At 71.6% G+C, this 26069-nt stretch carries 21 protein-coding genes; 5 read left to right on the plus strand and 16 right to left on the minus strand.

Annotation, left to right across the window (positions count from 1 at the left end; translation table 11 throughout):
• Nucleotide 1: 1 nt before the first annotated feature.
• The 10 genes from GA0115242_RS07775 to GA0115242_RS07820 form a co-directional block, all read right to left on the minus strand.
• The gene (locus GA0115242_RS07775; protein WP_093825959.1) at nucleotides 2–586 is read right to left on the minus strand and encodes a Uma2 family endonuclease; all 585 of its coding nucleotides are present in this window, start codon (nucleotides 584–586) and stop codon (nucleotides 2–4) included.
• 91 nt (nucleotides 587–677) lie between these two features.
• On the minus strand, nucleotides 678–2423 hold the full coding sequence (ltrA, locus tag GA0115242_RS07780; RefSeq protein ID WP_093825961.1) for a group II intron reverse transcriptase/maturase: 1746 nt from the start codon (nucleotides 2421–2423) through the stop codon (nucleotides 678–680).
• Between the two features lie 787 nt (nucleotides 2424–3210).
• Complete coding sequence (locus tag GA0115242_RS07785; RefSeq protein WP_093825910.1) at nucleotides 3211–4488, minus strand: thymidine phosphorylase; 1278 nt, start codon at nucleotides 4486–4488, stop codon at nucleotides 3211–3213.
• A gap of 85 nt (nucleotides 4489–4573) precedes the next feature.
• Nucleotides 4574–4966 (minus strand): cytidine deaminase, encoded by a 393-nt coding sequence (locus tag GA0115242_RS07790; protein WP_093825915.1) that lies wholly within the window; start codon nucleotides 4964–4966, stop codon nucleotides 4574–4576.
• A complete protein-coding gene (locus GA0115242_RS07795; RefSeq protein WP_093825919.1) occupies nucleotides 4963–6225 on the minus strand; it encodes an ABC transporter permease in 1263 nt (420 codons plus the stop codon). Before GA0115242_RS07795 ends, GA0115242_RS07790 begins: the two co-directional genes overlap by 4 nt.
• Nucleotides 6222–7349, minus strand: a complete 1128-nt coding sequence (locus GA0115242_RS07800; protein WP_093825920.1) for an ABC transporter permease — start codon at nucleotides 7347–7349, stop codon at nucleotides 6222–6224. Before GA0115242_RS07800 ends, GA0115242_RS07795 begins: the two co-directional genes overlap by 4 nt.
• Nucleotides 7346–9034 (minus strand): ABC transporter ATP-binding protein, encoded by a 1689-nt coding sequence (locus GA0115242_RS07805; protein ID WP_093825922.1) that lies wholly within the window; start codon nucleotides 9032–9034, stop codon nucleotides 7346–7348. The genes GA0115242_RS07800 and GA0115242_RS07805 overlap by 4 nt, the downstream gene beginning before the upstream one ends.
• Nucleotides 9035–9258: 224 nt before the next feature.
• A complete protein-coding gene (locus GA0115242_RS07810) occupies nucleotides 9259–10311 on the minus strand; it encodes a BMP family lipoprotein (RefSeq protein ID WP_093825924.1) in 1053 nt (350 codons plus the stop codon).
• Nucleotides 10312–10530: 219 nt separating this feature from the next.
• Complete coding sequence (locus GA0115242_RS07815) at nucleotides 10531–11559, minus strand: BMP family lipoprotein (RefSeq protein WP_093825926.1); 1029 nt, start codon at nucleotides 11557–11559, stop codon at nucleotides 10531–10533.
• A 284-nt stretch (nucleotides 11560–11843) separates the two neighbouring features.
• Nucleotides 11844–13079, minus strand: a complete 1236-nt coding sequence (locus GA0115242_RS07820; protein ID WP_093825928.1) for an amidohydrolase — start codon at nucleotides 13077–13079, stop codon at nucleotides 11844–11846.
• A 400-nt stretch (nucleotides 13080–13479) separates the two neighbouring features.
• Here GA0115242_RS07820 and GA0115242_RS07825 point away from each other — a divergent pair, with 400 nt between their 5' ends.
• Nucleotides 13480–14097, plus strand: coding sequence for a class I SAM-dependent DNA methyltransferase (locus GA0115242_RS07825; RefSeq protein ID WP_093825963.1), 618 nt, complete (start codon nucleotides 13480–13482; stop codon nucleotides 14095–14097).
• 14 nt (nucleotides 14098–14111) lie between these two features.
• Here the strand turns inward: GA0115242_RS07825 and GA0115242_RS07830 are convergent, their stop codons facing one another.
• From GA0115242_RS07830 to GA0115242_RS07845, 4 genes are read right to left on the minus strand one after another with little or no spacing between them, the layout of a single operon-like run.
• Entirely contained in the window at nucleotides 14112–15179 is a 1068-nt protein-coding gene (locus tag GA0115242_RS07830; protein WP_093825931.1) for a hypothetical protein, read from the minus strand.
• A gap of 25 nt (nucleotides 15180–15204) precedes the next feature.
• Nucleotides 15205–16143, minus strand: coding sequence for an N-acetylneuraminate synthase family protein (locus tag GA0115242_RS07835; protein WP_093825933.1), 939 nt, complete (start codon nucleotides 16141–16143; stop codon nucleotides 15205–15207).
• A gap of 14 nt (nucleotides 16144–16157) precedes the next feature.
• The gene (locus GA0115242_RS07840; RefSeq protein WP_093825935.1) at nucleotides 16158–17384 is read right to left on the minus strand and encodes an N-acylneuraminate cytidylyltransferase; all 1227 of its coding nucleotides are present in this window, start codon (nucleotides 17382–17384) and stop codon (nucleotides 16158–16160) included.
• A gap of 32 nt (nucleotides 17385–17416) precedes the next feature.
• Nucleotides 17417–18739 carry a DUF6716 putative glycosyltransferase gene (locus GA0115242_RS07845; RefSeq protein ID WP_093825937.1) on the minus strand — a complete coding sequence of 441 codons (1323 nt, stop codon included), beginning with the start codon at nucleotides 18737–18739 and terminating at the stop codon, nucleotides 17417–17419.
• A gap of 222 nt (nucleotides 18740–18961) precedes the next feature.
• Here GA0115242_RS07845 and GA0115242_RS07850 point away from each other — a divergent pair, with 222 nt between their 5' ends.
• The 3 genes from GA0115242_RS07850 to GA0115242_RS07860 all read left to right on the plus strand — a co-directional run bounded on the left by GA0115242_RS07850 (nucleotide 18962) and on the right by GA0115242_RS07860 (nucleotide 22903).
• Complete coding sequence (locus GA0115242_RS07850; protein WP_093825965.1) at nucleotides 18962–19948, plus strand: glycosyltransferase family 2 protein; 987 nt, start codon at nucleotides 18962–18964, stop codon at nucleotides 19946–19948.
• Nucleotides 19948–21279 (plus strand): alpha-2,8-polysialyltransferase family protein, encoded by a 1332-nt coding sequence (locus GA0115242_RS07855; protein ID WP_093825939.1) that lies wholly within the window; start codon nucleotides 19948–19950, stop codon nucleotides 21277–21279. The genes GA0115242_RS07850 and GA0115242_RS07855 overlap by 1 nt, the downstream gene beginning before the upstream one ends.
• A 442-nt stretch (nucleotides 21280–21721) precedes the next feature.
• On the plus strand, nucleotides 21722–22903 hold the full coding sequence (locus tag GA0115242_RS07860; RefSeq protein WP_093825941.1) for an acyltransferase family protein: 1182 nt from the start codon (nucleotides 21722–21724) through the stop codon (nucleotides 22901–22903).
• A gap of 33 nt (nucleotides 22904–22936) precedes the next feature.
• Here GA0115242_RS07860 and GA0115242_RS07865 read toward each other — a convergent pair whose 3' ends face one another.
• Nucleotides 22937–23590, minus strand: coding sequence for a TetR/AcrR family transcriptional regulator (locus GA0115242_RS07865; RefSeq protein ID WP_093825943.1), 654 nt, complete (start codon nucleotides 23588–23590; stop codon nucleotides 22937–22939).
• A gap of 74 nt (nucleotides 23591–23664) precedes the next feature.
• Here GA0115242_RS07865 and GA0115242_RS07870 point away from each other — a divergent pair, with 74 nt between their 5' ends.
• Nucleotides 23665–25077, plus strand: coding sequence for an FAD-dependent oxidoreductase (locus GA0115242_RS07870; protein ID WP_093825945.1), 1413 nt, complete (start codon nucleotides 23665–23667; stop codon nucleotides 25075–25077).
• Nucleotides 25078–25093: 16 nt separating this feature from the next.
• Here the strand turns inward: GA0115242_RS07870 and leuE are convergent, their stop codons facing one another.
• Nucleotides 25094–25741, minus strand: coding sequence for a leucine efflux protein LeuE (gene leuE, locus GA0115242_RS07875; protein ID WP_093825947.1), 648 nt, complete (start codon nucleotides 25739–25741; stop codon nucleotides 25094–25096).
• Nucleotides 25742–26069 lie beyond the last annotated feature (328 nt).

Raw genomic sequence — 26069 nt, forward strand, 5'->3', positions numbered from 1 at the left:
GTCACTCCACCAGGAAGCCGGAGGTGTCGATGGCCAGATCGAAGGGGGCGGGGAGGGTGAGTGACTCGCCGAACTTCGCGACGGCCAGGGTGCGGTAGACATCGTCCCGCGGCTCACCGTAGAGCGTCGCCGACGGACCTTCGGGGGCCCAGCGGTCGACGAGGAGGTAGAGCGGGATGCCCGCGGAGGCGTAGGCGGCCGGCTTGGTCACCCGGTCGTGCCGGGCGTTCTTCTTGGACGTGATCTCGACGACGAGTTCGGCGACTGCCGCCGGCAGGTGGGTGTCCACGTCCGTGAACTCCCCGACCGGCGCCACCAGGATGTCCGGGATGAACATGCCCAGACGTGACGGCACGGAGATGGCCAGTGTCTGGAACACCTCCCAGTCGTCAGGGATCGCTGCGTTGAGGCGGCGGTGAATACGTGCCGCGATCAGGTTGTGGCGGAATGCGGGCGAAGGCGACACGGTGATGGACCCCTCAATGATCTCCACCTTGCTGCCCTGCGGCCAGTCCATCTCCTCCCAGAGGCGGACGAGTTCGTCCCAGCTCTCTCCGGGGTCATGGCTGACGGTGAGTGCGCTCAGTCGGGTAGCCGGAGGGCGTTGCCGCCCCCCGGCCCCCTCAGAACCGGACGTGCGGCTGTTCACCGCATCCGGCTCAAGCGGGCCCCTGGAGTCACGCGGGTCGGTCATCTTGCTTGGCCCTTCTGTGATCGCCGGCGTGGTGCTGGCGATGGCAGTCGGCGTGTACGAGGCGAAGGTTCGTCCGCTCGTCCGTGCCGCCGTCGCGCCGGTAGATGAAGTGGTGCTTGTGCAGCGGCTTCATCGATGCCGAGAACCACGCGGCCCACTCGCGCGGGTTGTCCGGTGTGTACTCGGCGTCGGGGATCAGGGGCTGTTTGCACAGCGGACAGATCCCCTTCTGGCGGGATGCGAGGGTGATGGTCCACCTGTCGGCGGTCCCGGGCATCCTTTTGCGTCGGCGGTTCGCCCAGTACTCGGCCAGCGAGGAGTCGTCAGGAGAGTTGCCTTCCTTGACGATCACGTGCCGGACGATTCTGGTCCAGTTGAACTTGTAGAGGTAGGTGCCGGTGTCCCGGTCACCGAATACCCACTGGTCCTTCCGGGTCGAGTTGAAGACGCCGTAGTGCTTGGCCAGGCGCCAGCCCTTCGGCTTGTTCGGGTGGGAGTGCTTGACCCACTTCTGCGTGAGCGTCCACACGCAGAAGTCCAGGGACTTGAAGGTCTCCTTGGACACCACCGTCCGGTAGTAGGTGGCCCACCCCTTGATAATCGGGTTGAGCCTCCTCACCACGGCTCCAGCGTTCGCCCCTCGCAGGCCGATCACTTCACTGCGGAGCCGTTCCCGGGCCCTCTTCACAGCCGCCTTGCTCGGCTTGATCAGCAGAGTCCCGCTGTACCGCCGGATGTTGAACCCGAGGAAGTCGAAGCCTTCTTCAAGGTGGAGGACGGATGTCTTCTCCTCGTTGAAGGCGACCCCTCGCGGGATCATCCAGCGAGCCAGCTGCTCCTTGACCCGGCGGGCTTCGTCTTCACTGTGGCAGAACACAGCGAAGTCATCCGCGTACCGAACCAGGACCGGAGCATCCCTTCGGGACTTGTTGGAGCGTCCCTCCGTGATATGTCCGGCCGCTGTCTCCATGCCGTGCAAGGCCACGTTGAGCAGCAGCGGGCTGATCACACCACCCTGAGGAGTCCCCTCATCGGTGGGCGAGAATCGTCCGCAGTCCATCACTCCCGCCTTGAGCCATCCGCGGATCGCTTCCCGCGCCGGAAAAGTACCGATGAGGCTCATCAGGTGGTCGTGCGAAATACGGTCGAACGCCGCTGTCAGATCAGCGTCGAGCCCCCATAACCGCCTGGCCCGTCTCTGGCCCGCGATATTGAAGATGGCGCCGATCGCGTCGTGACAGCCCCGGCCGGGGCGGAAGCCGTAGCTTCGTTGCTCGAACCGGGCTTCCCACTCGGGTTCCAGTGCGTTCTTGACGCGGGCCTGGCGGGCCCGGTCACGGATCACTGGAATACCCAGGGGGCGCTGCTTCCCGTTGGCTTTGGGAATGTACACACGCCGGACGGGCTGGGGCTTTCCAGGGAAGCGTTCCGCTGTGATCTCAGCGGCCAGCCGCCCTCGCGCGCTCGGAGTGAGCGCGCGTTCTCGGTCGATCCCTGCTGTCCGACGGCCTGCGCTCTGCTGCGTCACCCTTTTCACGCTCACGAGCGTGTTCGAGTGGGATCGCAGCATGAGCTTCTGCAAGTTCCGGACCTTCTTCAGGTCCCCTTCCTGCGTGGCTGTGAAGATACGCTGCCTCAGTCGCCGTACCGACGCCTCCACCTTGGCCCAGTCGATGCTGTGCCAGGTCTGGGCGTAGTCCTCCGGTCCGTTCGCCGTCGAGGGAGGCATCGCCGCCGTAGCGGTCACTGCCACACCTTCCTTCGGCATCCAACTTGCCCTTCGGTTCGGGGTTCTTCGCAGTTCTTCTTCACGGGCCTACCTGATCCGCGTGGGCTCCCTTTCGGGCCGGGGCATCGCCTCGTGTCCGACGAGTTATAGGACGCGGCTGAGGTCTCCGCATCCTTTTCCTCTGGGCTTTCGCCCTGTCGGCGTTCGCTTCTCGGATCATCCTGTCCCGCTGGAGGCTTGGTCCTTCGTCACCTCCGGCTTACCGGGATCAACTCCCGGACTCCAACGGGGTTTCCACGTTCCGCTCCCACAAGATGCGACCGGGGTGGGCTCCCTCTTTATCCCGGGCCCGACGGTGTCCTCCCCCTTCGGCGCCAATCCTCCGGGGTCGTCGTGCGCTCTTCCGCGCCAGGGCCTGTCTGCCACCGACAGCTCACCATCGACGCGGCACAGGAGTTACGAGATGTCGTCAAGGGTTCATTCGCATGAGCCCGTCCGGCCTTCCCCTCGCCTGTTGCGGTCCGATGGCCGTGCCGCTCTTGGGCTTGCGCTTCCGGCTTCACACCCCGCCGTTGCCAGCGACGCATGCGGAAGTGGGGACGGACCTTGGACACTGGTCCGAGATGGCCTGCTCATGACCTTCTTTCCTCACACAGACCATCTACTGGGGTGGAGCGACTTCGTGTCGCACTGGCGGTCTCCTATCGGTACATCACCGATCCCAGCATGCCGAACGGGACCGGTGGGCGTCCACCGATCCCGTTCACCCGTATGAGGAAACCGCAGGTCAGGCGATACGTTCCCGCACCACCGGGGTGGCCGTGAACGGGGTGCCCCCGGGGGCGATGTCGAAGGTGCCCTCCGTCGCCTCCAGGGCGTACGCGAAGCGTTCGGGGGTGTCGGTGTGCAGGGTCAGCAGCGGCTGGCCCGCGGTGACGGTGTCGCCCGGCTTGGCGTGGATCTCGACGCCCGCCGCCGCCTGCACCGGGTCCTCCTTGCGGGCCCGGCCCGCGCCCAGGCGCCAGGCGGCGACGCCGACGCCGTACGCGTCCAGGCGGGTCAGCACGCCGGAGGCGGGGGCCGTGACGACGTGCCGCTCCTTCGCGGTGGGCAGCGCCGCGTCCGGGTCGCCGCCCTGGGCCGCGATCATCCGGCGCCAGACGTCCATCGCGGAGCCGTCGGCGAGGGCCTTCGCCGGGTCGGCGTCGGGGAGTCCGGCGGCCGTGAGCATCTCGCGGGCCAGCGCGAGGGTCAGCTCGACGACGTCGGCGGGTCCGCCGCCCGCCAGCACCTCGACCGACTCGCGGACCTCAAGGGCGTTGCCCGCGGTGAGGCCGAGCGGGGTGGACATGTCGGTGAGCAGGGCGACCGTGCGCACGCCGTGGTCGGTGCCGAGGCCCACCATGGTGGAGGCCAGTTCGCGGGCGTCCTCGATCGTCTTCATGAAGGCGCCGGTGCCGACCTTGACGTCCAGGACCAGCGAGCCGGTGCCCTCGGCGATCTTCTTCGACATGATCGAGGAGGCGATCAGCGGGATGGCCTCGACCGTGCCGGTGACGTCGCGCAGGGCGTAGAGCTTCTTGTCGGCGGGGGCGAGGCCGTCGCCCGCCGCGCAGATCACCGCGCCGGTGGAGTCCAGGACGGACAGCATCTCCTCGTTGGAGAGCAGCGCGCGCCAGCCGGGGATCGACTCCAGCTTGTCGAGGGTGCCGCCGGTGTGGCCGAGGCCCCGCCCGGAGAGCTGCGGGACGGCCGCGCCGCAGGCCGCCACCAGGGGCGCGAGCGGCAGCGTGATCTTGTCGCCGACACCGCCCGTGGAGTGCTTGTCGGCGGTCGGGCGGGAGAGCGCGGAGAACTCCATGCGCTCGCCGGAGGCGATCATCGCCGCCGTCCAGCGGGCGATCTCCGCCCGGGTCATGCCGTTGAGGAGGATGGCCATCGCGAGCGCGGACATCTGCTCGTCGGCGACCTCCCCGCGGGTGTACGCGTCGATGACCCAGTCGATCTGCTCGTCGCTGAGCGCGCCGCGGTCCCGCTTGGTGCGGATGACGGAGATGACGTCCATGGCCTTGCTTTCCTTCCGAACGTTCGGGAACGGCGCGGCCCCTCCGTGCCGGTGGCCGGTCGGAGGGGCCGCGCGGGGTGATGACTCAGCGCGGTGCGAGATGGCCGGGGCCGAACGCCTGGGGCAGCATCTCGGAGAGCGGCAGGATGCCCGCCGGGGTCTCCAGGAGCAGGTCGGGGCCGCCGAACTCGAAGAGGAGCTGACGGCACCGGCCGCACGGGACGAGGATCTCGCCGCGGCCGTCGACGCAGGTGAAGTGCGTCAGCCTGCCGCCGCCGGTGCGCTGCAGCTCCGAGACGAGGCCGCACTCGGCGCACAGGCCGATCCCGTAGGACGCGTTCTCGACGTTGCAGCCCGAGACGGTCCGCCCGTCGTCGACGAGCGCGGCGACGCCCACCGGGTACCCGGAGTAGGGCGCGTACGCGTGGGACATCGCCTCGCGGGCGGTGGCGCGCAACGCCTCCCAGTCGACGGTCACTTGCCCTGCCCTCTGCGGTACGGCATGCCGTCCGCCTTGGGCATCCGCAGGCTCTGCGCGGAGAGCGAGAGCACCAGCAGGGTGACGATGTACGGGGTCGCCGTCACGACCTGCTTGGGCACGTCGTTCGTGGTGGCGTACCAGACGAACATCAGCACCGAGGTGACGAGCGTGATGACGGCGGGCGTGTACTTCTTCTTCCAGACCAGGTAGGCCGCGCCGAAGACCAGCAGGATCGCCAGGAGCAGGATCAGCGCGTGCACGTTGGTGGTGCCGCCGCGCAGGTTGAGGCTGTCGGTGTAGCCGAACAGGCCCGCGCCGAGGGCGAGTCCGCCGGGCATCCAGTTGCCGAAGATCATCGCGGCGAGGCCGATGTAGCCGCGTCCGGCCGTCTGGCCGTCGAGGTAGACGTTCGAGGCGACGATCGACAGGAAGGCGCCGCCGAGTCCGGCGAAGCCGCCGGAGATGATCACGGCGATGTACTTGTACTTGTAGACGTTGACGCCGAGCGACTCGGCGGCCACCGGGTTCTCGCCGCAGGAGCGCAGCCGCAGCCCGAACGCGGTGCGCCACAGCACGTACCAGGAGATCGGCACCAGGGCGACGGCGATGACGGTGAGCGGCGACAGGTCGGTGATCAGACCGCCGATCAGGCCCGCCAGGTCGGAGACGAGGAACCAGTGCTTGCCGTTGAGGCTCTCCAGGGCGCTGGAGAGCCCGGGGATGTCGAAGGTGCCCAGCGAGTCGATCGGCGGGGACTGCTTGGAGGAGCCCTGCGGGGCGTTCTCGAAGGTGAACTTCGACAGGTACCGGGTGGAGCCCAGCGCGAGGATGTTGATGGCCACACCGGAGACGATGTGGTTCACGTTGAAGGTGACGGTCGCGACGGCGTGCAGCAGCGCGCCGAGCGCGCCGCCGACGATGCCGAAGACGACGCCCGTCCACGGGCCCCACTGGTACCCGGCCCAGGCGCCGAACCAGGTGCCGAGGATCATCATGCCTTCGAGGCCGATGTTGACGACGCCCGCGCGCTCGGCCCACAGACCGCCGAGACCGGCGAGGCCGATCGGGACGGCGAGGCGCAGCGCGGTGGACATCTGGCCGGTGGAGGTGATGCCGTCGGCGCCGGTGATCAGCCGGACCGCCGAGGTGAGGACCAGCACGCCCGCGATGACCAGCAGGAGGACCGGCAGGGACATGCGGCGGCTCTTCGCGCCGGGCCGCTTCGGCTGAGGCTTGGTGATGGTCGCGGTGCTCATCGGGCCGCCACCTCCTTCTTCTCGGTGTTCTGGGCGGCGGCAGCGGCCAGTTCGAGACCGACCTGACGCTGCTGGCGGCGCAGCCCCCACTGGCGTACGGCCTCGTAGGAGATGACGACGGCGAAGACGATCAGGCCCTGCATGATCGTCGCGATCTCCTTCTCGTACGCGACCGGGGTGGCGTAGTCGAGGGCGGGGGACGCCTTGTCGAGGAAGGCGATCAGCAGGGCGGCGAAGGCGATGCCGACCGGGTTGTTGCGGCCGAGGAGGGCGATGGTGATGCCGGTGAAGCCGAGGCCGGTCGGGAAGCTCAGGCTGTAGGTGTGGGCGTCGCCGAGCAGCAGCGGCAGCCCGGACAGGCCCGCGACCGCGCCGGAGATCAGCATGGCGGTGAGGACCATCTTCTTGGCGTCGACACCGGAGGCCGCGGCGGCGGTCTCGGAGGCGCCGGTGGCCCGCAGGTCGAAGCCGAAGCGGGTGCGGTTGAGGACGATCCAGTAGGCGACGCCGAGCAGCACGGCGAGGAAGACCAGGCCGTAGATCTCGCCGACGTCGGCGCCCAGATCGATGCCGGGGACCCAGCCGGAGTCCTTCATGATGCCGGTGGTCATGTTGTTGCCGACCTGCACGCCCCACACGTCGCGCAGGGTCAGGTAGCCGATGACGCTGGTGGCGATGGCGTTCAGCATGATCGTGGCGACGACCTCGCTGACCCCCCGGGTGACCTTGAGGACACCCGCGATGCCCGCCCAGAAGGCGCCGGTGAGCGCGCCGACCAGCAGCAGCATCGGGATCTGCAGGAAGGACGGCAGCGCCACGTGCGCGCCGACCACGGCGGTCATCATCGCGGCGAGCCGGTACTGGCCGTCGACGCCGATGTTGAACAGGTTCATCCGGAAGCCGACGGCCACCGCGAGCGCCGCGATGTAGTACATCGACGCCTGGTTGAGGATCAGCACCTGGACGTCGGAGAACGACGCCTGCTCCAGCATCAGCCGGTAGGGCTCGAACGGGCTCTTGCCGGAGGCGAGGAGCACCACCGAGGTCAGCAGGATCGCCGCGACGAGCGCGATGACCGGTCCGGCCACCGCGAGGAGCGCGCGCTCCTTGTCGAACTTCTTCATCGGGCCTCGTCCTCCGGGCCGGTGGCGTCCGCGCCGCCGTCGGTCGTCTCAGTGGGTGCGGCGGGCTCGCTGTGCTCCAGGTGGCCGGTGGCGGCACCCGTCATGGCGGAGCCCAGCTCCTCGGGGGTGATGGTCGCCGGGTCGGCGTCCGCCACCAGGCTGCCGTTGTAGATCACCCGGAGGGTGTCCGACAGACCGATCAGCTCGTCCAGGTCGGCGGAGATCAGCAGCACCGCGAGGCCCTGGCGGCGGGCCTCCCGGATGCGGTCCCAGATCTGCGCCTGGGCGCCGACGTCCACCCCGCGGGTGGGGTGGGCGGCGATCAGGAACTTCGGTTCGTGGCTCATCTCGCGGCCGACGATCAGCTTCTGCTGGTTGCCGCCGGAGAGCGAGGCGGCGGTGACGTCGATGCCGGGGGTGCGGACGTCGTACTCCTCGACGATCCGGCGGGTGTCGTCCTGGGCGGCCTTCGGGGTCAGCCAGAAGCCCTTGGCGTTCGGGGTCTCGGTGACGTGGCCCAGGATGCGGTTCTCCCACAGGGGCGCCTCCAGGAGCAGTCCCTGGCGGTGCCGGTCCTCGGGGATGTAGCCGACGCCGCCCACCCGGCGCCTGCGGGTGGTCCAGCCGGTGATGTCCTCGCCCAGGAAGGCGATGGCCCCGGAGTCGGCGTGCTTGGTGCCGATGAGCGCGTCGATCAGCTCGGTCTGGCCGTTGCCCTCGACGCCGGCGATGCCCATGACCTCACCGGCGTGGATGGTGAAGGTGACGCCGTCCAGGACCTTCTTGACCTCGCCGCCCTCCGCGGCCAGGCCGATCCCGCCGGACGGCTCGGCCTCGACGCCGAGGGAGGCGCCGCCGCTGGCGTAGACGGTGAGGTCGCGGACCTCGACGACCGGGCGGTCGGTGACGGTGGACTCGGCGGTCTCGGGGGTGGGCAGTTCGCTGCCGACCATCATCTCGGCGAGCTGGCGCGGGGTGGTCTCGGCGGGCACCGCGGTGCCGACGGTGGTGCCGCGCCGGATGACGGTGATGTCGTCGGCGACCGAGAGGACCTCGCCGAGCTTGTGCGAGATGAAGATGACGGAGAGGCCCTCGGCCTTCAGCTCCCGCAGGTTGTCGAAGAGCGCGTCGACCTCCTGCGGGACCAGGACGGCGGTGGGCTCGTCGAGGATGAGGGTGGTGGCGCCCCGGAAGAGGACCTTGAGGATCTCCACGCGCTGGCGGTCGGCGACGCCGAGGTCCTCCACCAGCACGTCCGGGCGCACGCCCAGGCCGTACCGGTCGGAGATCTCCCTGATCTTCCGGCGCGCGGCGGAGCCGATGCCGTACAGCTTCTCGCTGCCCAGGACGACGTTCTCCAGGACGGTGAGGTTGTCGGCCAGCATGAAGTGCTGGTGGACCATGCCGATGCCGCGTGCGATGGCGTCGGCGGGGCTGGCGAAGGCGACCTGCTCGCCGTCGACCGCGATGGTGCCCTCGTCCGGCTTCTGCATGCCGTAGAGGATCTTCATCAGGGTCGACTTGCCCGCGCCGTTCTCGCCGACGAGCGCGTGGACGGTGCCTTTCCGGACGGTGAGGTGGATGTCGTGGTTGGCGACGACACCGGGAAACCTCTTGGTGATCCCCGCCAGCTCGACCGCGATCGTCGTGCGATCGCCGAGCGGAGGGCTGCTGGTCGCGTCGATGGCGCACTCTCCTCGGGAAAGGGGCCATCTACGCGCGTAGCGCCCCTGCTTTAAATAGTGCCCGGACCTGATCGATCTTGAACTGCTGTCGATCCGTTCCGAGCATTCTGCCGCGCGAACGGGGCACGAGGAATCATCGTCCCCGCACCCCGTTCCGCGGCCGTGACGCTGCCATTACAGCGCCTTTCCAGCCATGGGCCCACCGGCCCCGCACCAACGGCAGGTCAGGAGGACTTGACCTTGATGCTGCCGTCCTTGATGCCCGCCTCGGCCTTCTTCACCGCGGCCTGGATGTCGGCGTTCGTCTTGAAGGCCGGGTTGGACTCGGCCAGGCTCACGCCGCCGTTGTCCAGGCTGCCGCGGACCTCGCCGGTCTCGGGCTTGCCGTCGTGCACCGACTTGGCCAGCTCGAAGACCGCGCCCTGCACGTTCTTCATGGCCGAGGTGAGGATCGAGTCCTTGTACTTCGCCAGCGCGTCCTGCTTGTACTGGTCGGAGTCGACGCCGATCGCCCAGATCTTGTGCGCGGCGGCGGCCTTGATGACGCCCTGGCCGGAGAGACCGGCGGCGGCGTAGACGACGTCCGCGCCCGCGTCGATCTGGCCCTCGGCGGCGCTCTCGCCCTTGTCCGGGCTGGAGAAGCCACCCTCGGCGGCGGTCTCGGTCAGGTACTGCGACTTGACCGCGACACCCTTCTTGGTGTCCTCGACGCCCTGCTTGAAGCCCGCCTCGAACTTGTGGATCAGCGGCACGTCCACGCCGCCGATGAAGCCGACGGTGTTGCTCTTGGTGGCCTTGGCGGCGGCGACGCCGGCCAGGTAGGAGGCCTGCTCCTCGTGGAAGACCAGGTCCGCCACGTTGTCGGCCTTGATGGTGTCGTCGTCCACGATGCCGAAGGTGACCTTCGGGTGCTTGGCGGCGACCTCCTTGACGGCGGGCGCGTACGCGAAGCCGACGCCGATGATCGGGTTGTAGCCCGACTTGGCGAGCTGCTCCAGGCGCTGGACCTTGTCCGCGTCCGACTCGCCGTCCTGCGGCTCGACCGCGGTGGACTTGTAGCCGAACTCCTTGTCGGCCTGCTCGAGACCGGCCGTGGCGGCGTCGTTGAAGGACTGGTCGCCCTTGCCGCCGACGTCGTAGGCGAGGGCCAGGCCCTTGCCGCCACCGTCGGAGGAAGAGGAGGATGAGCTGGTAGAGCTGGATCCGCAGGCGGAAACAGTGACGGCAAGAGCCGCAGTTGCAACGCCTGCAACCGCGATACGGGACACCCGGCGCATGGAACGAGACTCCTTTGTGCAAGCGCCTCAACCAGGCGCTGGTTCCGCCGCAGCGTAACGCGCGTAGACCAGACGGAAAACCCCTTCTGTCCGGTCCGTTACCGAGCTGTGGCCACAGTTTCCGGGGCCGATGACGGACAGCAGCGCGCCCCTTGCGGGACGCAAGGGGCGCGCGCGCTCACCGGGTGCTCCGGCCGGGACCGGGGGGTGCGGAACCGGTCACTCCGTGTCGACGGTGACCTTGCCGTCGACGATGTCCTGCCTGGCCTTCTTGACGGCCTCCACCACCGGCGTCATGGCCTGGTACTTCGGGTTGGTGTCGGCGAACCCGACGCCGCCGGACGAGAGGTCGCCGCGCACCTCGCCGCTGAGCGGCTTGCCGTCGACGACCGACTTGGCGAGGTCGTAGACCGCGCCGCCGACGTTCTTCAGGGCCGAGCCGAGGATGTACTCCTTGTACTTGGCGAGCGAGGACTGCGCGTACTGGTCGGAGTCCACCCCGATGGCCCACACCTTGTGCTCGGCCGCCGACTGGATCACGCCCTGCCCGGAGAGACCGGCCGCGTGGTAGAGGACGTCGGCACCGGCCTCGATCTGGCCGTTGGCCGCGTCCTTGCCCTTGTCGGGGCTGGAGAACCCGCCCTCCTGGGCGGTCTGGGTCAGGTACTGCGACTCGATCTTGATCTTCGGGTCGACCGACTTGGCGCCCTGGTCGAACCCGGCCTCGAACTTGTGGATCAGCGGGATGTCGACCCCGCCGATGAAGCCGATGTGCTTCTTCTTGGACGCCTTGGCCGCGGCGACCCCGGCCAGGTAGGAGGCCTGCTCCTCATGGAAGACCATGTCGGCGACGTTCTTCGCCTTGACGGTGCTGTCGTCGATGATGCCGAAGGTGATCTTCGGGTACTTGGCGGCGACCGTCTTCACGGCGGGGGCGTAGACGTAGCCGACGCCGATGATGGGGTTGTGGCCCGACTTGGCGAGCTGCTCCAGGCGCTGCACCTTGTCCGCGTCGGTCTCGTTGTCGCTGGGCTCGACGTCCCGGCCGCCGATCTTGAACTCCTTCTCGGCCTTCTGGAAGCCCGCGTAGGCGGCGTCGTTGAACGACTGGTCGCCCTTGCCGCCGATGTCGTAGGCGAGCCCGATGCCCTTGCCCGAGTACGTGCCGGAGTCCGCGTCGCCGCCCGCCGAGTCGGTGCTGGACTTGCCGCAGCCGGTGGCGGCGAGAGCGACGACCGCGACGGTCACCGCGACCCGGGAGAGACCTCTCCCTGACAACCGAGATATCTGACGCACAGCAAGCACCCTTCGTCCCCACGGCGCCGTCACCGGGCCGCTCCCCTTGTGCCGCCTTCGGTGGCGATTGCGGCGCACAGTAACGCGCGTAGAAGGGGAGGGGAACGGGATTCCTCGCGGCCGTTACCGAACCGTGCCGACCGCTGGTTACGGTCGCGTGCCGCCGGTTACACCCGGGTGACACAGGGGGACGAAGGGGTGCCGAACGGGCGGCCCGCCCCCTCGTCCCGTCCGGGTCAGGAGGCGGCGTCGGACCCGGCCGCGTCGAGCAGCGCGGTGGCCGTGAACAGCTCCACGCCGACGGTGATCGCGGACTCGTCGGCGTCGAAGTCGCCCTGGTGCAGATCGCGGGCGGTGCGCTCGCCCGGGGCGCGGACGCCGAGCCGGGCCATCGCGCCGGGCACGTGCTCCAGGTACCAGGAGAAGTCCTCCCCGCCCAGGCTCTGCTCGGTGCCCTCGACGGAGTCGGGACCGCGCCTGGCGACCATCGCGTCGTGGAGCAGGTCGGCGACGACGGCGTCGTTGACGACCGGCGGGACGCCCCGCACGTAGGTGATCTCCGACTTGGCCCGGTGCAGGTTGGCGATCTCGTCGATGGCGGCGACCACCAGGTCGGGCGCCTGCCGCCAGGACGGCAGGTCGAGGCAGCGGACGGTGCCGGACAGCTCGGCGTGCTGCGGGATCACGTTCGGGGCGTGGCCCGACTCGATCCGGCCCCAGGTGACGGCGAGGCCGCTGCGGCTGTCGATCCGGCGGGCGACCAGGGCGGGCACGTCGGTCACCACCCGGGCCACGGCGGTGACCAGGTCGGTGGTGAGGTGCGGGCGGGCGGTGTGGCCGCCGGGGCCGTCGAGGGAGACCTCCAGGCGGTCGCAGGCCGAGGTGATCGCGCCGTGCCGCAGTCCGATCCGGCCCGCCTCCACCTTGGGGTCGCAGTGCACCGCGACGATCCGGCCGACCCCGTCGAGCACGCCGCACTCGATGGCGTCGGCGGCGCCGCCGGGCAGCACCTCCTCGGCGGGCTGGAACAGCAGCCGCACCGGGCGCGGCAACCGGCCCTGGCGATGCAGTTCGGCCAGCACGAGACCCGCGCCGAGGACGACGGTGGTGTGCACGTCGTGGCCGCAGACGTGGGCCCGGTCGGGCACGGTCGAGCGGTACGGGCAGTCACTCTTCGTGTCCGGGATGGGCAGCGCGTCGATGTCGGCGCGCAGCGCCAGCATGGGACGGCCGCCGTCCCACTCCCCGATGTCACAGACGAGCCCGGTGCCGAGGGGCAGGACCCGGGGTGCGAGGCCCGCCCGCTCCAGCCGGTCCTTGATCGCCGCGGTGGTCCTGAACTCCTGGTTCCCGAGCTCCGGGTGCATGTGGAGGTCGCGCCGGAACGCGACGAGTTCGGCACGGAGCGCGTCGGAGAGCGTGCCGGGAAGCGTGGCTTCACCGGTGGGAGCGGCCTCGGTCTCTGGTGACATCAGTTGCTTCACCCTCTGAAGGGTAGGACGCGGAGGGGGTCAACTGCCCCACGATCAACAAAACTTCAGCCCGCTGGGCGAAGAAAAGCCGGCCGCCTCGCGCATAGCCGTCGGCGCAGATGGGTAAACTCGCCGGTTTCCGCCGAGTGGATCATGAGCACGACGGAGAGTGACACCCTCCACGGATATCACGGACCGCTCGGGGCCGGGCGGAGTGTTCATCTGTCGGGACCGTCCGGCGGGGCGGACGGCGCCCGGGTACCGGAATCATTGCCTCCGCGTGACGTTCACGCCACCCGGAGCGAGCCGGGCCGCGGGCGCACTAGTGTGCGGGCCCGTGAGCGCCGACCCGCCGGACGACCCGGACTTCCTCGACAGGACCCGCCACGCCTACGACGCGATGGCCGAGCAGTACGCGGCACGCTTCCCCGGCGACGCCCTCGACGAGCGGCCGCTCGACCGGGCCCTGCTGCACGCCTTCGCCGAGCAGGTGCGGGCCGCGGGCCCGGCCCCGGTGGCCGACCTGGGCAGCGGCCCCGGCCATGTCACCGCGCGGCTGCACCGGCTGGGGGTGCCGGTCTTCGGCGTCGACCTGTCGCCGCGCATGGTGGCGCTCGCCCGCCGCACCCACCCCGACCTGCGCTTCCACGTCGGCTCGATGACCTCGCTCGACCTGCCGGACGCCACGGTCGGCGGGATCCTCGCGCTCGACTCGCTGATCCACGTCCCCGACGACCGGCTGACCGCCGTCCTCGCCGGGTTCCACCGGGTGCTGGTGCCGGGCGGGCAGGTGCTGCTGGGGTTCGGCAGCGGCCGCGGCGACGGCACGACGGAGCGGCAGCGCGTCACCGAGCGGTTCGGCCGTCCGATGGACCTCGACCACCACTACCGCGCCCCGGAGACCGTCGCCGAGTGTCTGGCGGAGGCGGGGCTGCGGGTCTGGGCGCGGGTGCTGCGCGAGCCCCTGGACGGCGAGGACCGCCCGCGCGCCTGCCTGCTGGCGCACAAGGCGGTCTGATCGGCGGGAGCGGCTCAGCCGACGGCGCTGACCGCCTGGAGCCGGTGGACGTCCCGGGCCGTGCCGGTGACGCCGGAGAGGAAGCCCTGGGCGCGCGGGGAGGCGTGCTGGGTCAGCCAGGCCGGGTCGATGTCGCAGACCGCGACCCGCACCTCGGTGCCCGCCAGGGCCAGCGGCAGGGTGTGCACGACGGTGGACGGGAAGCTGAGGATGGTGCGCCCGATCGGGCCGCGCCGGGCGATCAGCTCCAGCGGCAGGTCGGGCCTGACGATCTCCAGACCCGTCTCCACGGCCAGCCGGTGCAGCTTCTCGGTGCCCTCCCTGCGGTGCGCGAAGTACCGGGTGACGCCGTGCGCGGCGGCCAGCGCGCGGACGGCCTCCAGGTAGTGCCCGTCGTCCACCACGCCGGTCTCCACCAGGGAGGTGCCGACCAGGTCGGCGCCCTTGGTCAGGCGCGGCGGCCCGAACCGGGCGCGGGTCCAGGCGAAGTCGTTCTCGGTGACCGTCACCCCGTCCGGCACGTCGGTCACCGGCATCGACGAGAAGACCGTCACCCGCCGCTTCGCGCTCGGGGTGAGACGGCGCCTGGCCACCGACGAGACCGGCGCGAAGACCAGGTCGCGCGGTCCCGGGCGGCCGCCCTTGCGGTGCCAGCGCACCAGCCGCTCGCCGCGGGCGAGCTGGGCGACGAACTCCATGGTCGCGGTGCCGTCGTCGACGACGACGAGGTCGCGGGCGCTGGTGATGGTCAGCAGGAGCTGGACGTAGCGGGAGAAGGGGTCGCCGAGCACGATCCGGGACGCCCGCCTGAGCATGCCGCTCAGGCCGCCGACCGTCTGGAACGGCGCCGCGGGACCGCCCCTGGCCTCCTCCCAGCGCACCTGGTGACCCTCCTCGCGGGCCAGCTCCGCCATCCGGCGCAGCTGACCGCGGGTCATCGGGTCGATCGGGGACAGCACGACGAGGGTGAGCTCCGCGCCGGGCGCGTGGGCGTGCGCCCACTCCAGCACGTTGAGGAGCTGGACCGGGCTCTCGACGAAGGCGAGAGTGGGGTGGCCGGCGGACCCGGCGCGAGAACTCATCGACGTAATACCGTCCCTGGGGGTGTCAGACGGAGAGGGGCTCGCCCGCGGCGGCGGCGATCTCCGCCTCGGCGACGACGCCCGGCACGCGGCGCAGCTTCTTCATCGGGCCCAGCTCGGAGTCGTAGACCTTCTTGACGCCGTCGCCGAGGGAGGACTCGATGGTGCGGATGTCGCGGACCAGGCGGGTCAGGCCCTGCGGCTCGACGGAGGCGGCCTGGTCGGAGCCCCACATCGCGCGGTCCAGGGTGATGTGGCGCTCGACGAAGGTGGCGCCGAGGGCGACGGCGGCCAGCGTGGTCTGCAGGCCCGTCTCGTGGCCGGAGTAGCCGATCGGGACGTTCGGGAACTCGGCCTGGAGGGTGTTGATGACGCGGAGGTTCAGCTCCTCCGCCTGCGCCGGGTAGGTCGAGGTGGCGTGGCACATCAGGATGTTGTCCGAGCCGAGGACCTCGACCGCGTGCCGGATCTGCTTCGGCGTCGACATGCCGGTGGAGAGGATCACCGTGCGGCCGGTGGCGCGCAGGGCGCGCAGCAGCTCGTCGTCGGTGAGGGAGGCGGAGGCGACCTTGTGGGCGGGGACGTCGAACTTCTCCAGGAAGGCGACGGCCTCGGTGTCCCACGGAGAGGCGAACCAGTCGATGTTCTTGGTCTTGCAGTACTCGTCGATCTGGCGGTACTCGTCCTCGCCGAACTCCACGCGGTGGCGGTAGTCGATGTACGTCATCCGGCCCCAGGGGGTGTCGCGCTCGATGTCCCACTGGTCGCGCGGGGTGCAGATCTCGGGCGTGCGCTTCTGGAACTTGACGGCGTCGCAGCCCGCCTCGGCGGCGGCGTCGATGAGCTTGAAGGCGTTCTCCAGCTCACCGTTGTGGTTGATGCCGATCTCGCCGCAGATGTAGACGGGGCGGCCGGGGCCGGCCTCGCGCGAACCGAAGGAGCGGATGCGGGAGTTGGTGCTCATGGCAGGAACTTTCCTTACTTGTCGAGGGAGTCGAGAGAGGGGCCGAGGATCCAGCTGGCGATCTCTCGGATCGCGCCGTCGCCACCGGGAACGGTGGTGACCGCACGGGCGGCGCCGCGTACCACGTCGTGGGCGCTCGCGACCGCCACGGGCCAGCCCACGAGGGCGAAGCACGGGAGGTCGTTGACGTCGTTGCCGACGTAGAGCACGCGCTCGGGCGCGATGCCCTGCTCCTCGCACCACTGCTTCAGCGCGAGGTCCTTCCGGTCGATGCCGTGCAGGACCGGGATCTTGAGCTTCCTGGCCCTGGCGGCGACGACCGGGTTCTGCTCCGTGGAGAGGATCAGCATCTTCAGGCCGCTCTTGCGCAGGGCCGCGATGCCGAGTCCGTCGCCGCGGTGCACGGAGACGAACTCCTTTCCATCGGCGTCGATCAGCACCCGGTCGTCGGTCTGGGTGCCGTCGAAGTCCAGTACGACCGCGTCGATGTCGTCGGCGGTCGGCAGCGCGCCGGGACGGTCCGCGTCGAAGAGGGGGGCCAGCGCGCGGGCGCGGGCCAGCTCGTGCGGGTCGTCGATCTCCAGGACGCGCGCGGGGTCGGTGCGCACCAGCTCGGTGCGGCCGAAGAAGCGGTGCCGGTGCTCGCGGAAGCCGCCGGCGTCCATGGCGTAGGCGGCGCCGGTCTCCAGGAAGTCCTGGGGGCGGTCCTGGCGGCGGGGCCGGAAGGACTTGTCGTGGTTGACGCCCTGCCCGCCCTCGGCCGCCGCCTGACCGGCGTCGGCGTGCCGCCACACGAAGCCGTGGAACGGGGCCACCGCGACGGCGGTGTCCGCGCCCTGCACGGCGACCGCGCCGGCCACCGCGTCGACGTCCTCGCGGACCAGGAAGGGGCTGGTGCACTGCACCAGCAGGACCACGTCGACCGGGGCGCCGTGCAGCGCCTCGTGGCTGTCCATGGCGTGCAGGACGGCCGCCTCCGAGGTGGCGGTGTCCCCGGCGATGGCGGCGGGGCGCAGGACCACCTCGGCGCCCGCCTCGCGGGCCGCGGCGGCGATCGCCTGGTCGTCGGTGGAGACCACGACGTCGGTGACGAGCCGGGCCGAGCGGCACTCGCGGACCGCGCGGGCCACCAGCGGGACGCCGCCGACGGGGGCGAGGTTCTTGGCGGGCACCCCCTTGGAGCCGCCGCGCGCGGGGATCACGGCGAGGACGCGGCGCGCCCTGGCTGCGGGGTCGGACATGGCCTGTACTCCTTGGGAGGTCGGGGACGCGCTCACAGCTCCCCCATCCGTCGGATGATGGGGGCGACGCGCTGGACGCCGTGCCGGTAGGCGCCGCGGGCCGCGCGCCTAACGATCTGGCGGACCGGGCCGGGGGCGCGGTCGGCGGCGGGCGCGCCGGGCAGCGGGGCGCCGTCGGGGCCGAGGTGGTGGCGGGCGAGGATGCCGGGCAGGTAGCCGGGCGCGGTGGCCGGTGTGTAGTACGGGGTGAGGGGCGGCATGGGGCCCGGTCCTTCGAGGAGCGCGGCGATGCGTGCGCGGGCCGCGTCGAAGGCGGTGGCGTAGCCGCCGTCCGCGGCGACGCCCTGGCGGGCCACCCACCGCGGGTCGGGCTCGGGGCGGTGCCCCGCGTCGAGCTGGTCCCAGGAGGCGAGGCAGCCGGAGCCCACGAAGTGGTGGTTGCCGAGCACCTCGCGGACCCCGAGGTCGGTGAGGACGACGGTCGGCACCCGGCGGTGCAGGGATTCGAGGGCCGCCGTGGAGCTGACGGTGACCAGCAGGTCGGTGCGGTCCAGGACCTCGCCCATGTTCCCGTACACCAGGCGGAAGTTGGACGGCGGGTCGAACCGCTCGGCCAGCTTCTGGTACGGCAACTCCTCGATGTGCGTGGTGTGTTCACCGGGCCGCGAGCGCAGCTTGAGGAGCACCTCGCGCTCGGGGTGGCTGCGGGCGTGCCGGACCAGCCGCTCCAGCAGGTACACGCGGTCCCTGCGGTTGTCGGGGACGGACGGCTGCGCCGCGAACACCACGGTGTACGGGCGGTGTTCGCCCTCGTAGGGGGCGCCGCCGAGGAACGGCAGGGCCACCTCGGTGACGGCGGAGGCGTCCGCGCCGACCCCCTCGTACACGGCCCGGAAACGCTCCGCGTCCTGGCGGGAGTTGGCGAGCACCAGGTCCGCGCCGTGCCGCAGCAGCAGACCGTCGGCGAGCTTCTCGTAGACGACGCCGACATAGCCGGTGACGACGACGGGGCGCCGCTCGCGGCCCGCCCAGGCCCGTCCGAGCCCGTGCAGCAGGGCCTGCACACCGCCGCCGACCAGGGCGAGCACGACGATGTCGTACGTCTCCTCGGTCATCGCGCGCAGGAACTCCCCGGCGGTGACCTCGGTGACGGAGTCGGCGCGCACGCCCACCTCGGCGAGCTGCCGGGCGGTGGGCGTGGAGCGGCCGCGCAGCAGGAACCCGTCGAGCCGCGGTCCGACTTGCGCGTCCTCGCGCGCTGCGGCTTCCATGGAGGGACCCGGCGCGATCCGGGCCGCGGTCAACGCCCCCCATTTCCATCGGGTGTCGGAGTCCGCGAGGACCGCGATTCGCATGGGCTTCGGTGTACGTGGTGGCACGTCGTAGACGCTAGGAAGCAATTTCTAGGCGCGGCCCAACCACACCTCAACAAAAAGTTAACAACACCCCGCCGCGAGCCGAACTGGCCCCCGGAAACCCCGGAAGTACAGGCGATGCACCGTTCCGACACATGGAGTTCACCCCCTGTACCGATACCGGAAAGTTCCGGCTCCGGGCCTGCGCCTAGCGTTTTGCAGGTGCCCAAGCTTTCCGTGATCGTGCCGTTCTACAACGTGCAGCAATACGCCCCGGACACCCTCCGAAGCCTCCGTCTGAATGCCCATCCGGATTTCGAATTCGTGCTGGTCGACGACCATTCGAAGGACGAGACCCCGGCCATTCTCGAGCGCGCGGCCGAGCAGCTCTCCGACGTGGCGCAGGTGCGCTACATCCGCCATGAGAAGAACGGAGGGCTCGCCACCGCGCGCAACACCGGCCTGGACGCCGCGCAGGGCGAGTACCTGACGTTCCTGGACGGCGACGACTGGCTCGCGCCCGGCTACTACGCCGAACTGGTCGCCGCCATCGAGGACTTGGGCTGCGACTTCGTGCGCACCGACCACGTCCAGACCACCGCGCGCGCCCGGACCGTGCACCGGGTGCCGCAGGGGCGGCGCCGTGAGGTGCTCGACCCGCGGGACGCGATCCTGCCGGCCGACCGGACCACCTCCGTCGACTACGCGTACGCGTGGGCCGGCGCCTACCACCGCCGGCTGCTCGACCGGGGCCTGCTGCACTTCACCGACGGTCTGCGGACGGCCGAGGACCGCCCGTGGATCTGGAAGCTGCACCGGGAGGCCGAGTCGTTCGCCGTGCTGAGCCTGCTCGGCGTCTTCTACCGGCGCGGGGTGGCGTCCTCGCTGACCCAGATCGGCGACGTCCGCCAGCTCGACTTCATCCGCGCCTTCGACCAGGTCATCGAGGAGACCGCGAAGGACCCGGACGCCGACCGGCTGCTGCCCAAGGCGGTGCGCACCTACTGCGCGATCATCGCCCACCACCTCTCCGACCAGTCCAAGTGGGAACCGGCCGTGGCCAAGCAGCTGCGGACGATGAGCGCCGCCGCCGTCCGGCGGATGCCGCAGCGCGCCCTGGGCGACGTGCTCGACACCATGGACCTGGACCGCTCCGCCCAGCTGCGGCGGCTGCGGCGCCGGATCACCACCGCGAAGGCGGCTGCCTGATGCCCCGTACCACCCGGATCTTCTGCGTCTCGACGCTGTACGGCGCCGCCACCCTGGCCGCCGCGATCGACTCCGACTGCTTCACGGAGGAGGACCGCCGGCTGCTGCTGGTGTTCAACAACTCCACCACCCCGGAGACCACCCCGGCCGTCGACGAGATGCCCGGGTTCGAGCCGCTGCGCGCCCATTTCGACGGCGTCCTGTCCTGGAACGAGGCCATCAGGCCCTTCCACCCCGGGGCCTGGACCCCGCGCGCGGACGACGTGCCGATCCTGGAGCGCCATCTGCGGCTGCTGTGGGACCTGGGCGACGACCGGGTGGAGCTGGTCGTGGAGTCCATCCAGGTCGCCCCGGCCCTCACGGTGGCGCAGCTGTTCCCCGAGGCGCCGGTGCACGTCTACGCCGACGGCCTGATGAGCTACGGGCCCACCCGCAACAAGCTCGACCCGCTGGTCGGCACCCGGGTGCGCAGGCTGCTCCACCTGGACCTGGTGCCGGGTCTGAAGCCGCTGCTGCTCACCGAGTTCGACGTCCCGGCCGAGGTGGTGCCGACCACCGCGTTCCTCAAGTCGATGAGCGAACTGACGTCCTCGGTACCGGAGTTGCCGGTGCTGCCGGACAACTCGGCGCTGCTGCTGGGCCAGTACCTGTCCGCGCTCGACATCCTCTCCCCGGCCGAGGAGGAGGAGCTGCACGTGCGGATGCTGCGCGGCGCGGTCGCGCGCGGCCACCGCGAGATCGTCTTCAAGCCGCACCCCACCGCACCGGCCCGCTACAGCCGCGCCCTGGAGGCCGAGGCGGAGAAGCTGGGCGTCGGGCTCGCCGTCCTCGACCTGCCGGTCCTCGCGGAGGTGCTGTTCGAGAAGTCCCCGCCCGGTCTGGTCGTGGGCTGCTTCTCCACCGCGCTGTTCACGGCGTCCGCGTTCTACGGCCTGCCGGTCGCCCGGATCGGCACCGAACGGCTCCTGGAGCGGCTCACCCCGTACCAGAACAGCAACCGGATGCCGACCGTGCTCGCGGACGCGCTGCTGCCCGACCTGGAGGACCGGGCGGACGAGGCGACGATCCCCGCGGAGCAGCTCACCGGTCTGGTCGAGACCGTCGGCTTCACCATGCAGGCCCAGCTGTACCCGGGGCTGCGCACGGCGGCGGAGCGGTTCCTGACCCGGCACCTGAACCCGCGCACCCGGCGCTACTTCAAGAAGCGCCGCCTCACCTCGCTCGGCCTGCCCGGCGGCATCCCGGAGCGCCTCGCGTTCCTCCCGCACAACGCCACGGCCCGCCGCGTGGTCCGCAGGGCACGCGCGCTGCGCCGGGCGGTGAAGGGGTGAGGGCAGGACGGTGACGGGGTGAGAGGCGGACGGTGACGGGCCGAGGGGGACAGCGAAGGGCTGAGGCCGAGGCGGGGCGGGCTGAGGCGGGACGGTGACGGGCTGGGGCGGGGGCGGAAGCGGGGGCGGCCCGCGCCTCCCCGGGTACGCGCCCCCGGGTGCTCGCCTCCCCGGGTACGCGCCTCCCCCGGCGACCGCCTCCACCGCCTCCTACAACCCGGTGCGGCGCCGTGCGGGCCGGCGTCATGCAAGCCGGCGCCGTGCGCCCCCGCGTTGTGCAGAAACGCTACTGCGGGCAGGTGAACCAGGGCCCGGGACGACCGGCGCGCCGTCCGGTGGGGCCGGATCGCGGGGTGCGGTCGGCCTAGGGTGCGGCGAACGGCTCCGCCTCCCGGACCGGCCGGGCACGGGGCACGAACCGCGCACCGCGAGGGGCACCGGCGTGACCGAAACGGCCGTGACCAGCACCGAGCCCGAGACCGACCCCGTCCCGCCGCCCGCACCCCGCGCCGGGTCCGCCGCGCGGGAGGACGCCGCCGCTCCCCCGGGGCGGCTGTGGGCCCTGGACGGACTGCGCCTGGTCGCCGCGCTGATGGTGGCGGCCTACCACCTCGGGGGCCGGGGCGGCGAGGTCTCCCGGGCCTGGGGCGCCTCGCCCGCCCAGCGCTTCCCCGTGCTGCACACCTACTTCGCCTACGGCTGCCTCGGCGTCCAGGTCTTCTTCGTGATCAGCGGGTTCGTGATCTGCATGAGCGGCTGGGGCCGGGGCCCGCGGGCGTTCCTCGCCTCCCGCGCCGGACGCCTGCTGCCCGCCTACTGGGCCGCCGTCGTCCTGGTGACGGCGGTGTCCGCGCTGCCGGTGGCGGCCCTGCGGACGATCCCGCCGAGCGACGCGCTGGTGAACCTGACGATGCTCCAGCAGCCGCTGGGCGCCGACCGGGTGCTCGGGGTGTGCTGGACGCTCTGGGCCGAGGTGCGGTTCTACGTGCTGTTCGCCCTGCTGGTCGTGGCGCCCGGGGTGACCAGGCGCCGGGTGCTGGTGTTCTGCGCGGGCTGGACGCTGGCCGCGGCGGTCGCCCGGGGCGTGCGCGAACCGCTCCTGGACGCCGTGCTGATGCCCGGGTACGCGCCGTTCTTCGTCGGCGGCGTCGGCCTCTACCTGGTGCACCGCGACCGGCGTGACGTGCCCGCGTGGGGCGTCGTCGCGGCGAGCTGGCTGATCGGGCAGCACCAGGCGGTCGCCGCGCTGTGGCGCCCGGCGCACGCGGGCGCGTTCTCGCACCGGACGGCGGCCGGGATCGTGCTGGTGGTGACGCTGGGCTTCGCCGCGGTGGCGGCGGTCGCGCTGGCCCGCCCGCGCCGGGCGGCCGTGCCCTGGCTGACGGCGGCGGGCGCGCTGACGTACCCGTTCTACCTGGTGCACGAGCATCTGGGCTGGCCCCTGGTGCGGGCCCTGCACGGCGGCCTCGGGCTGCCCCCGGCACCGGCGCTGGCCCTCGCGGTGGCCGCGCTGCTGGTCCTGGCGTGGCTGCTGCACCGGACCGTGGAGCGGCCCCTCGGACCCCGGCTGCGGCGGGCCCTGCTGGCGCCTCCCGCGCGCCGGCCGGAGCGCGGCCGGGGCTGACGGCTCCCCAGGGGTGACGGGGGCGCCTCCGGCTCAGGCCGGTCCGGTGTACCGGGACTCCACGCCCGCGAGGACCAGGGCGAGGCCCTCCTCGAAGTGGCGGTCGTAGTCGTCGAAGATCTCCGGGCCGACGGCCGCCGCGAGGGGGAAGTCGGCCAGGGCGCGGGCCCGTTCGGCGATGTCGTAGCCCTCGCGGCGTTCGCCCGGCAGCGGCTTGACGCCCTGTTCCTCGGTGACGAAGCCCAGCGTGTACAGGTAGGCCGTGGTGCTGGCGCGGACCGCCTGCGGGAGGGTGAACCCGGCGGCGGTGAACAGCCGCAGCGTCCCCTCCATCTGCTCGGCGTGGTCGATGCCGGTGAACCGGGAGCCGCTGAAGACGCGGGCGCCGTCCCGGTAGCCGAGCAGGGCCGCGCGCAGGCCCCGGTTGGTCTTCAGGAGCCGCTCCCGCCAGGTGTCGGCGGGGTCGAGGGAGATGCCGTCGACCATCCGCCGGTACATCTCCGTGGCCATCTCGTCGAGCAGCGCCTGCTTGTCCTTGAAGTGCCAGTAGAGGGCGGGCGCCTTGACGTCCAGCTCCTTGGCGATGGCCCGCAGGGTCAGCCCGTCGAGTCCGGCCTCGTTCAGCAGGTCGAGGGCGGTGGCGGCGACCCGCTTGCGGTCGAGGGGGGTGCGTCGTTCCGTGCTCACGCTTGACAGCTTAACAGCGTTAAGGGCATGCTCGGCGACGACGGGACTTAACAACGTTAAGGAGTGGGATCGCGATGACGACGGACGTGCTGATCGTGGGCGCCGGGCCGACCGGGCTGGCCCTCGGGATCGACCTGGCCAGGCGCGGGGTGACGGCGCTGGTGCTGGAGAAGGCCGACGGCCTCTTCCCCGGCTCGCGGGGCAAGGGCATCCAGCCGCGCACCATGGAGGTCTTCGACGACCTCGGGGTCGTCGACGCGATCCGCGCGGCGGGCGGCCCCTACCCCACCCAGCTGATCTGGCGGGACGGCGAACCCGCGGGCGAGCACCAGATGTTCGACCCCGCGGAGGCGGGCGAGGACACGCCCTACCACGAGCCCTGGATGGTGCCGCAGTGGCGGACCCAGGAGATCCTCGCCGACCGGCTCGCCGAACTGGGCGGGCGCGTCGCCTTCGGCCACGAGGTCACCGGCCTGGAGCAGGACGCGGACGGCGTCACCCTGCTGCTCACCGACGGCACCACCCTGCGCGCCCGGTACGCGGTCGCCGCCGACGGCGGCCGCTCGGCGGTGCGGCGCGCGCTCGGCGTCGCCATGACCGGCGAGACCGTCGACCCGCACCCGATGCTCGTCGCGGACGTCAGGATCACCGGCCTCGGCCGCGACCACTGGCACGTCTTCCCGCCGCGCGGGGACGGCGACGACTTCCTCGCCCTCTGCCCGCTGGCCGGGACCGACGACTTCCAGGTCTCCGCGCGGTTCCCGGTCGGCGCCGGGGTCGACCTCTCCGCCGACGGCGTCCGCGCGGTGATCGCCGACCGCTCGCACCTGCCCGCCGAGGCCGTCACCGAGGTCCGCTGGGCCTCCGACTTCCGGCCCCGCGCGGCCCTCGCCGACCGCTTCAGGGACGGCCGCGTGCTGCTCGCCGGGGACGCCGCCCACGTGCACTCACCGGCCGGCGGCCAGGGCCTCAACACCAGCGTGCAGGACGCCTACAACCTGGGCTGGAAGCTCGCCGCGGTGCTGGGCGGCGAGGCGCCCGACGCGCTGCTCGACACCTACGAGCAGGAGCGCAGGCCGGTCGCCGCGAGCGTGCTCGGACTCTCCACCGGCGTCCACCACGGCCGGGTCAGGCGGGGCGCGGCCACCCGCCAACTGGGCCTCGGCTACCGCGACTCGACGCTCACCCTGGAGACCCGGCGGGACCCGGCGGGACCGCGGGCGGGCGACCGCGCGCCGGACGCGGTGGTGGACGGGGTCCGCCTCTTCGACGCCTTCAGGGGACCGCACTGGACCCTGCTGGCCCTGGACGTCCCGGCGCCCGGCCTCGCGGGGACACCGGTGCGGGTGGTGACGGGGGCGGCGCCGACGGCGTACGGCCCCGGGCTCCTCCTGGTGCGCCCGGACGGCTATGTGGCCTGGGCGGGCGACACCGGGGAGGGACTGCTCGCGCACGCGGCGGGCGCGGGCCTGAGCGGCGGCCGCTGAGCCGCCCGGCGACCGCTCAGGCGCCGGCCAGGGTGAGCTTCACGGCGAAGCCGAGGAAGAGCACACCGGCCGCCGAGGTGGCCGTCGCCGACAGCCGCCTGCGCCGCCGGAAGGCCGCCGCGAGCCGGGTCCCGCTGAATATCAGCGCGCTCAGATACAGGAAACTGGCCGCCTGCGCGAACGCCCCCAGCACGACGAAGGACAGCGCGGGGTAGGCATAGGCGGGGTCGACGAACTGAACGAAGAACGCCACGAAGAACAGGATCGCCTTCGGGTTGAAGAGGCTCACCACCAGTGCCCGGCGGAACGGGCGTTCGTCCGCCTCCACCGGGGCGGCCGCCTCCTCGATCCGGTCCCGCCTCGTGCGCCACATCGTGCGGGCGGCGCGCATCATGCCGATCGCGAGCCAGGTGAGGTACCCGGCGCCCGCGTACTTCACGATCCCGAACAGGACCGCGTTGGCCTGGAGCAGCGAGGCCACGCCCGCCGCCGACAGGGTCATCAGGACGGTGTCCCCGCACCAGACGCCCGCGGCGGCGGTGTACCCGGTGCGGACGCCCTTGCGGGCGGCGACCGACAGGACGTAGAGGGAGTTGGGGCCGGGCAGCAGGACGATCAGCACGAGTCCTGCCAGATAGGTGGGAAGGTCGATGACGCCGAACATGGGAGGAAGTGTCGCACGTGGGTACGACACTCCCCCAGGCCCGTGCCCCGGTGGCCCCGGGGCCCGTTCGGGGCCGCTGTCCCGTGGGCAGCATCCGGGGTGATCGGGGTGCCGCCGGTGCCCCGGAACGCCGTCGGTGAGACAAGGGGGTCCGCCATGCGTACCACCGGCATGAGGACGAGGCGAACCGCCGCGGGGGCGCGGGCCGCGGCGCCGGGCGTGCTGGCCGCCGTCGCGGCTCTGGCGGCCCTGTGCGGCTGCACGGTCCAGCCGGTCGACGGCGGCACCGGTGACGGCAGGGCCCGCTCCCCCGTGCACATCCAGCTCC

Source organism: Streptomyces sp. SolWspMP-5a-2, from assembly GCF_900091845.1.
In the GTDB taxonomy this organism is placed as follows: Bacteria; Actinomycetota; Actinomycetes; order Streptomycetales; family Streptomycetaceae; genus Streptomyces; species Streptomyces doudnae.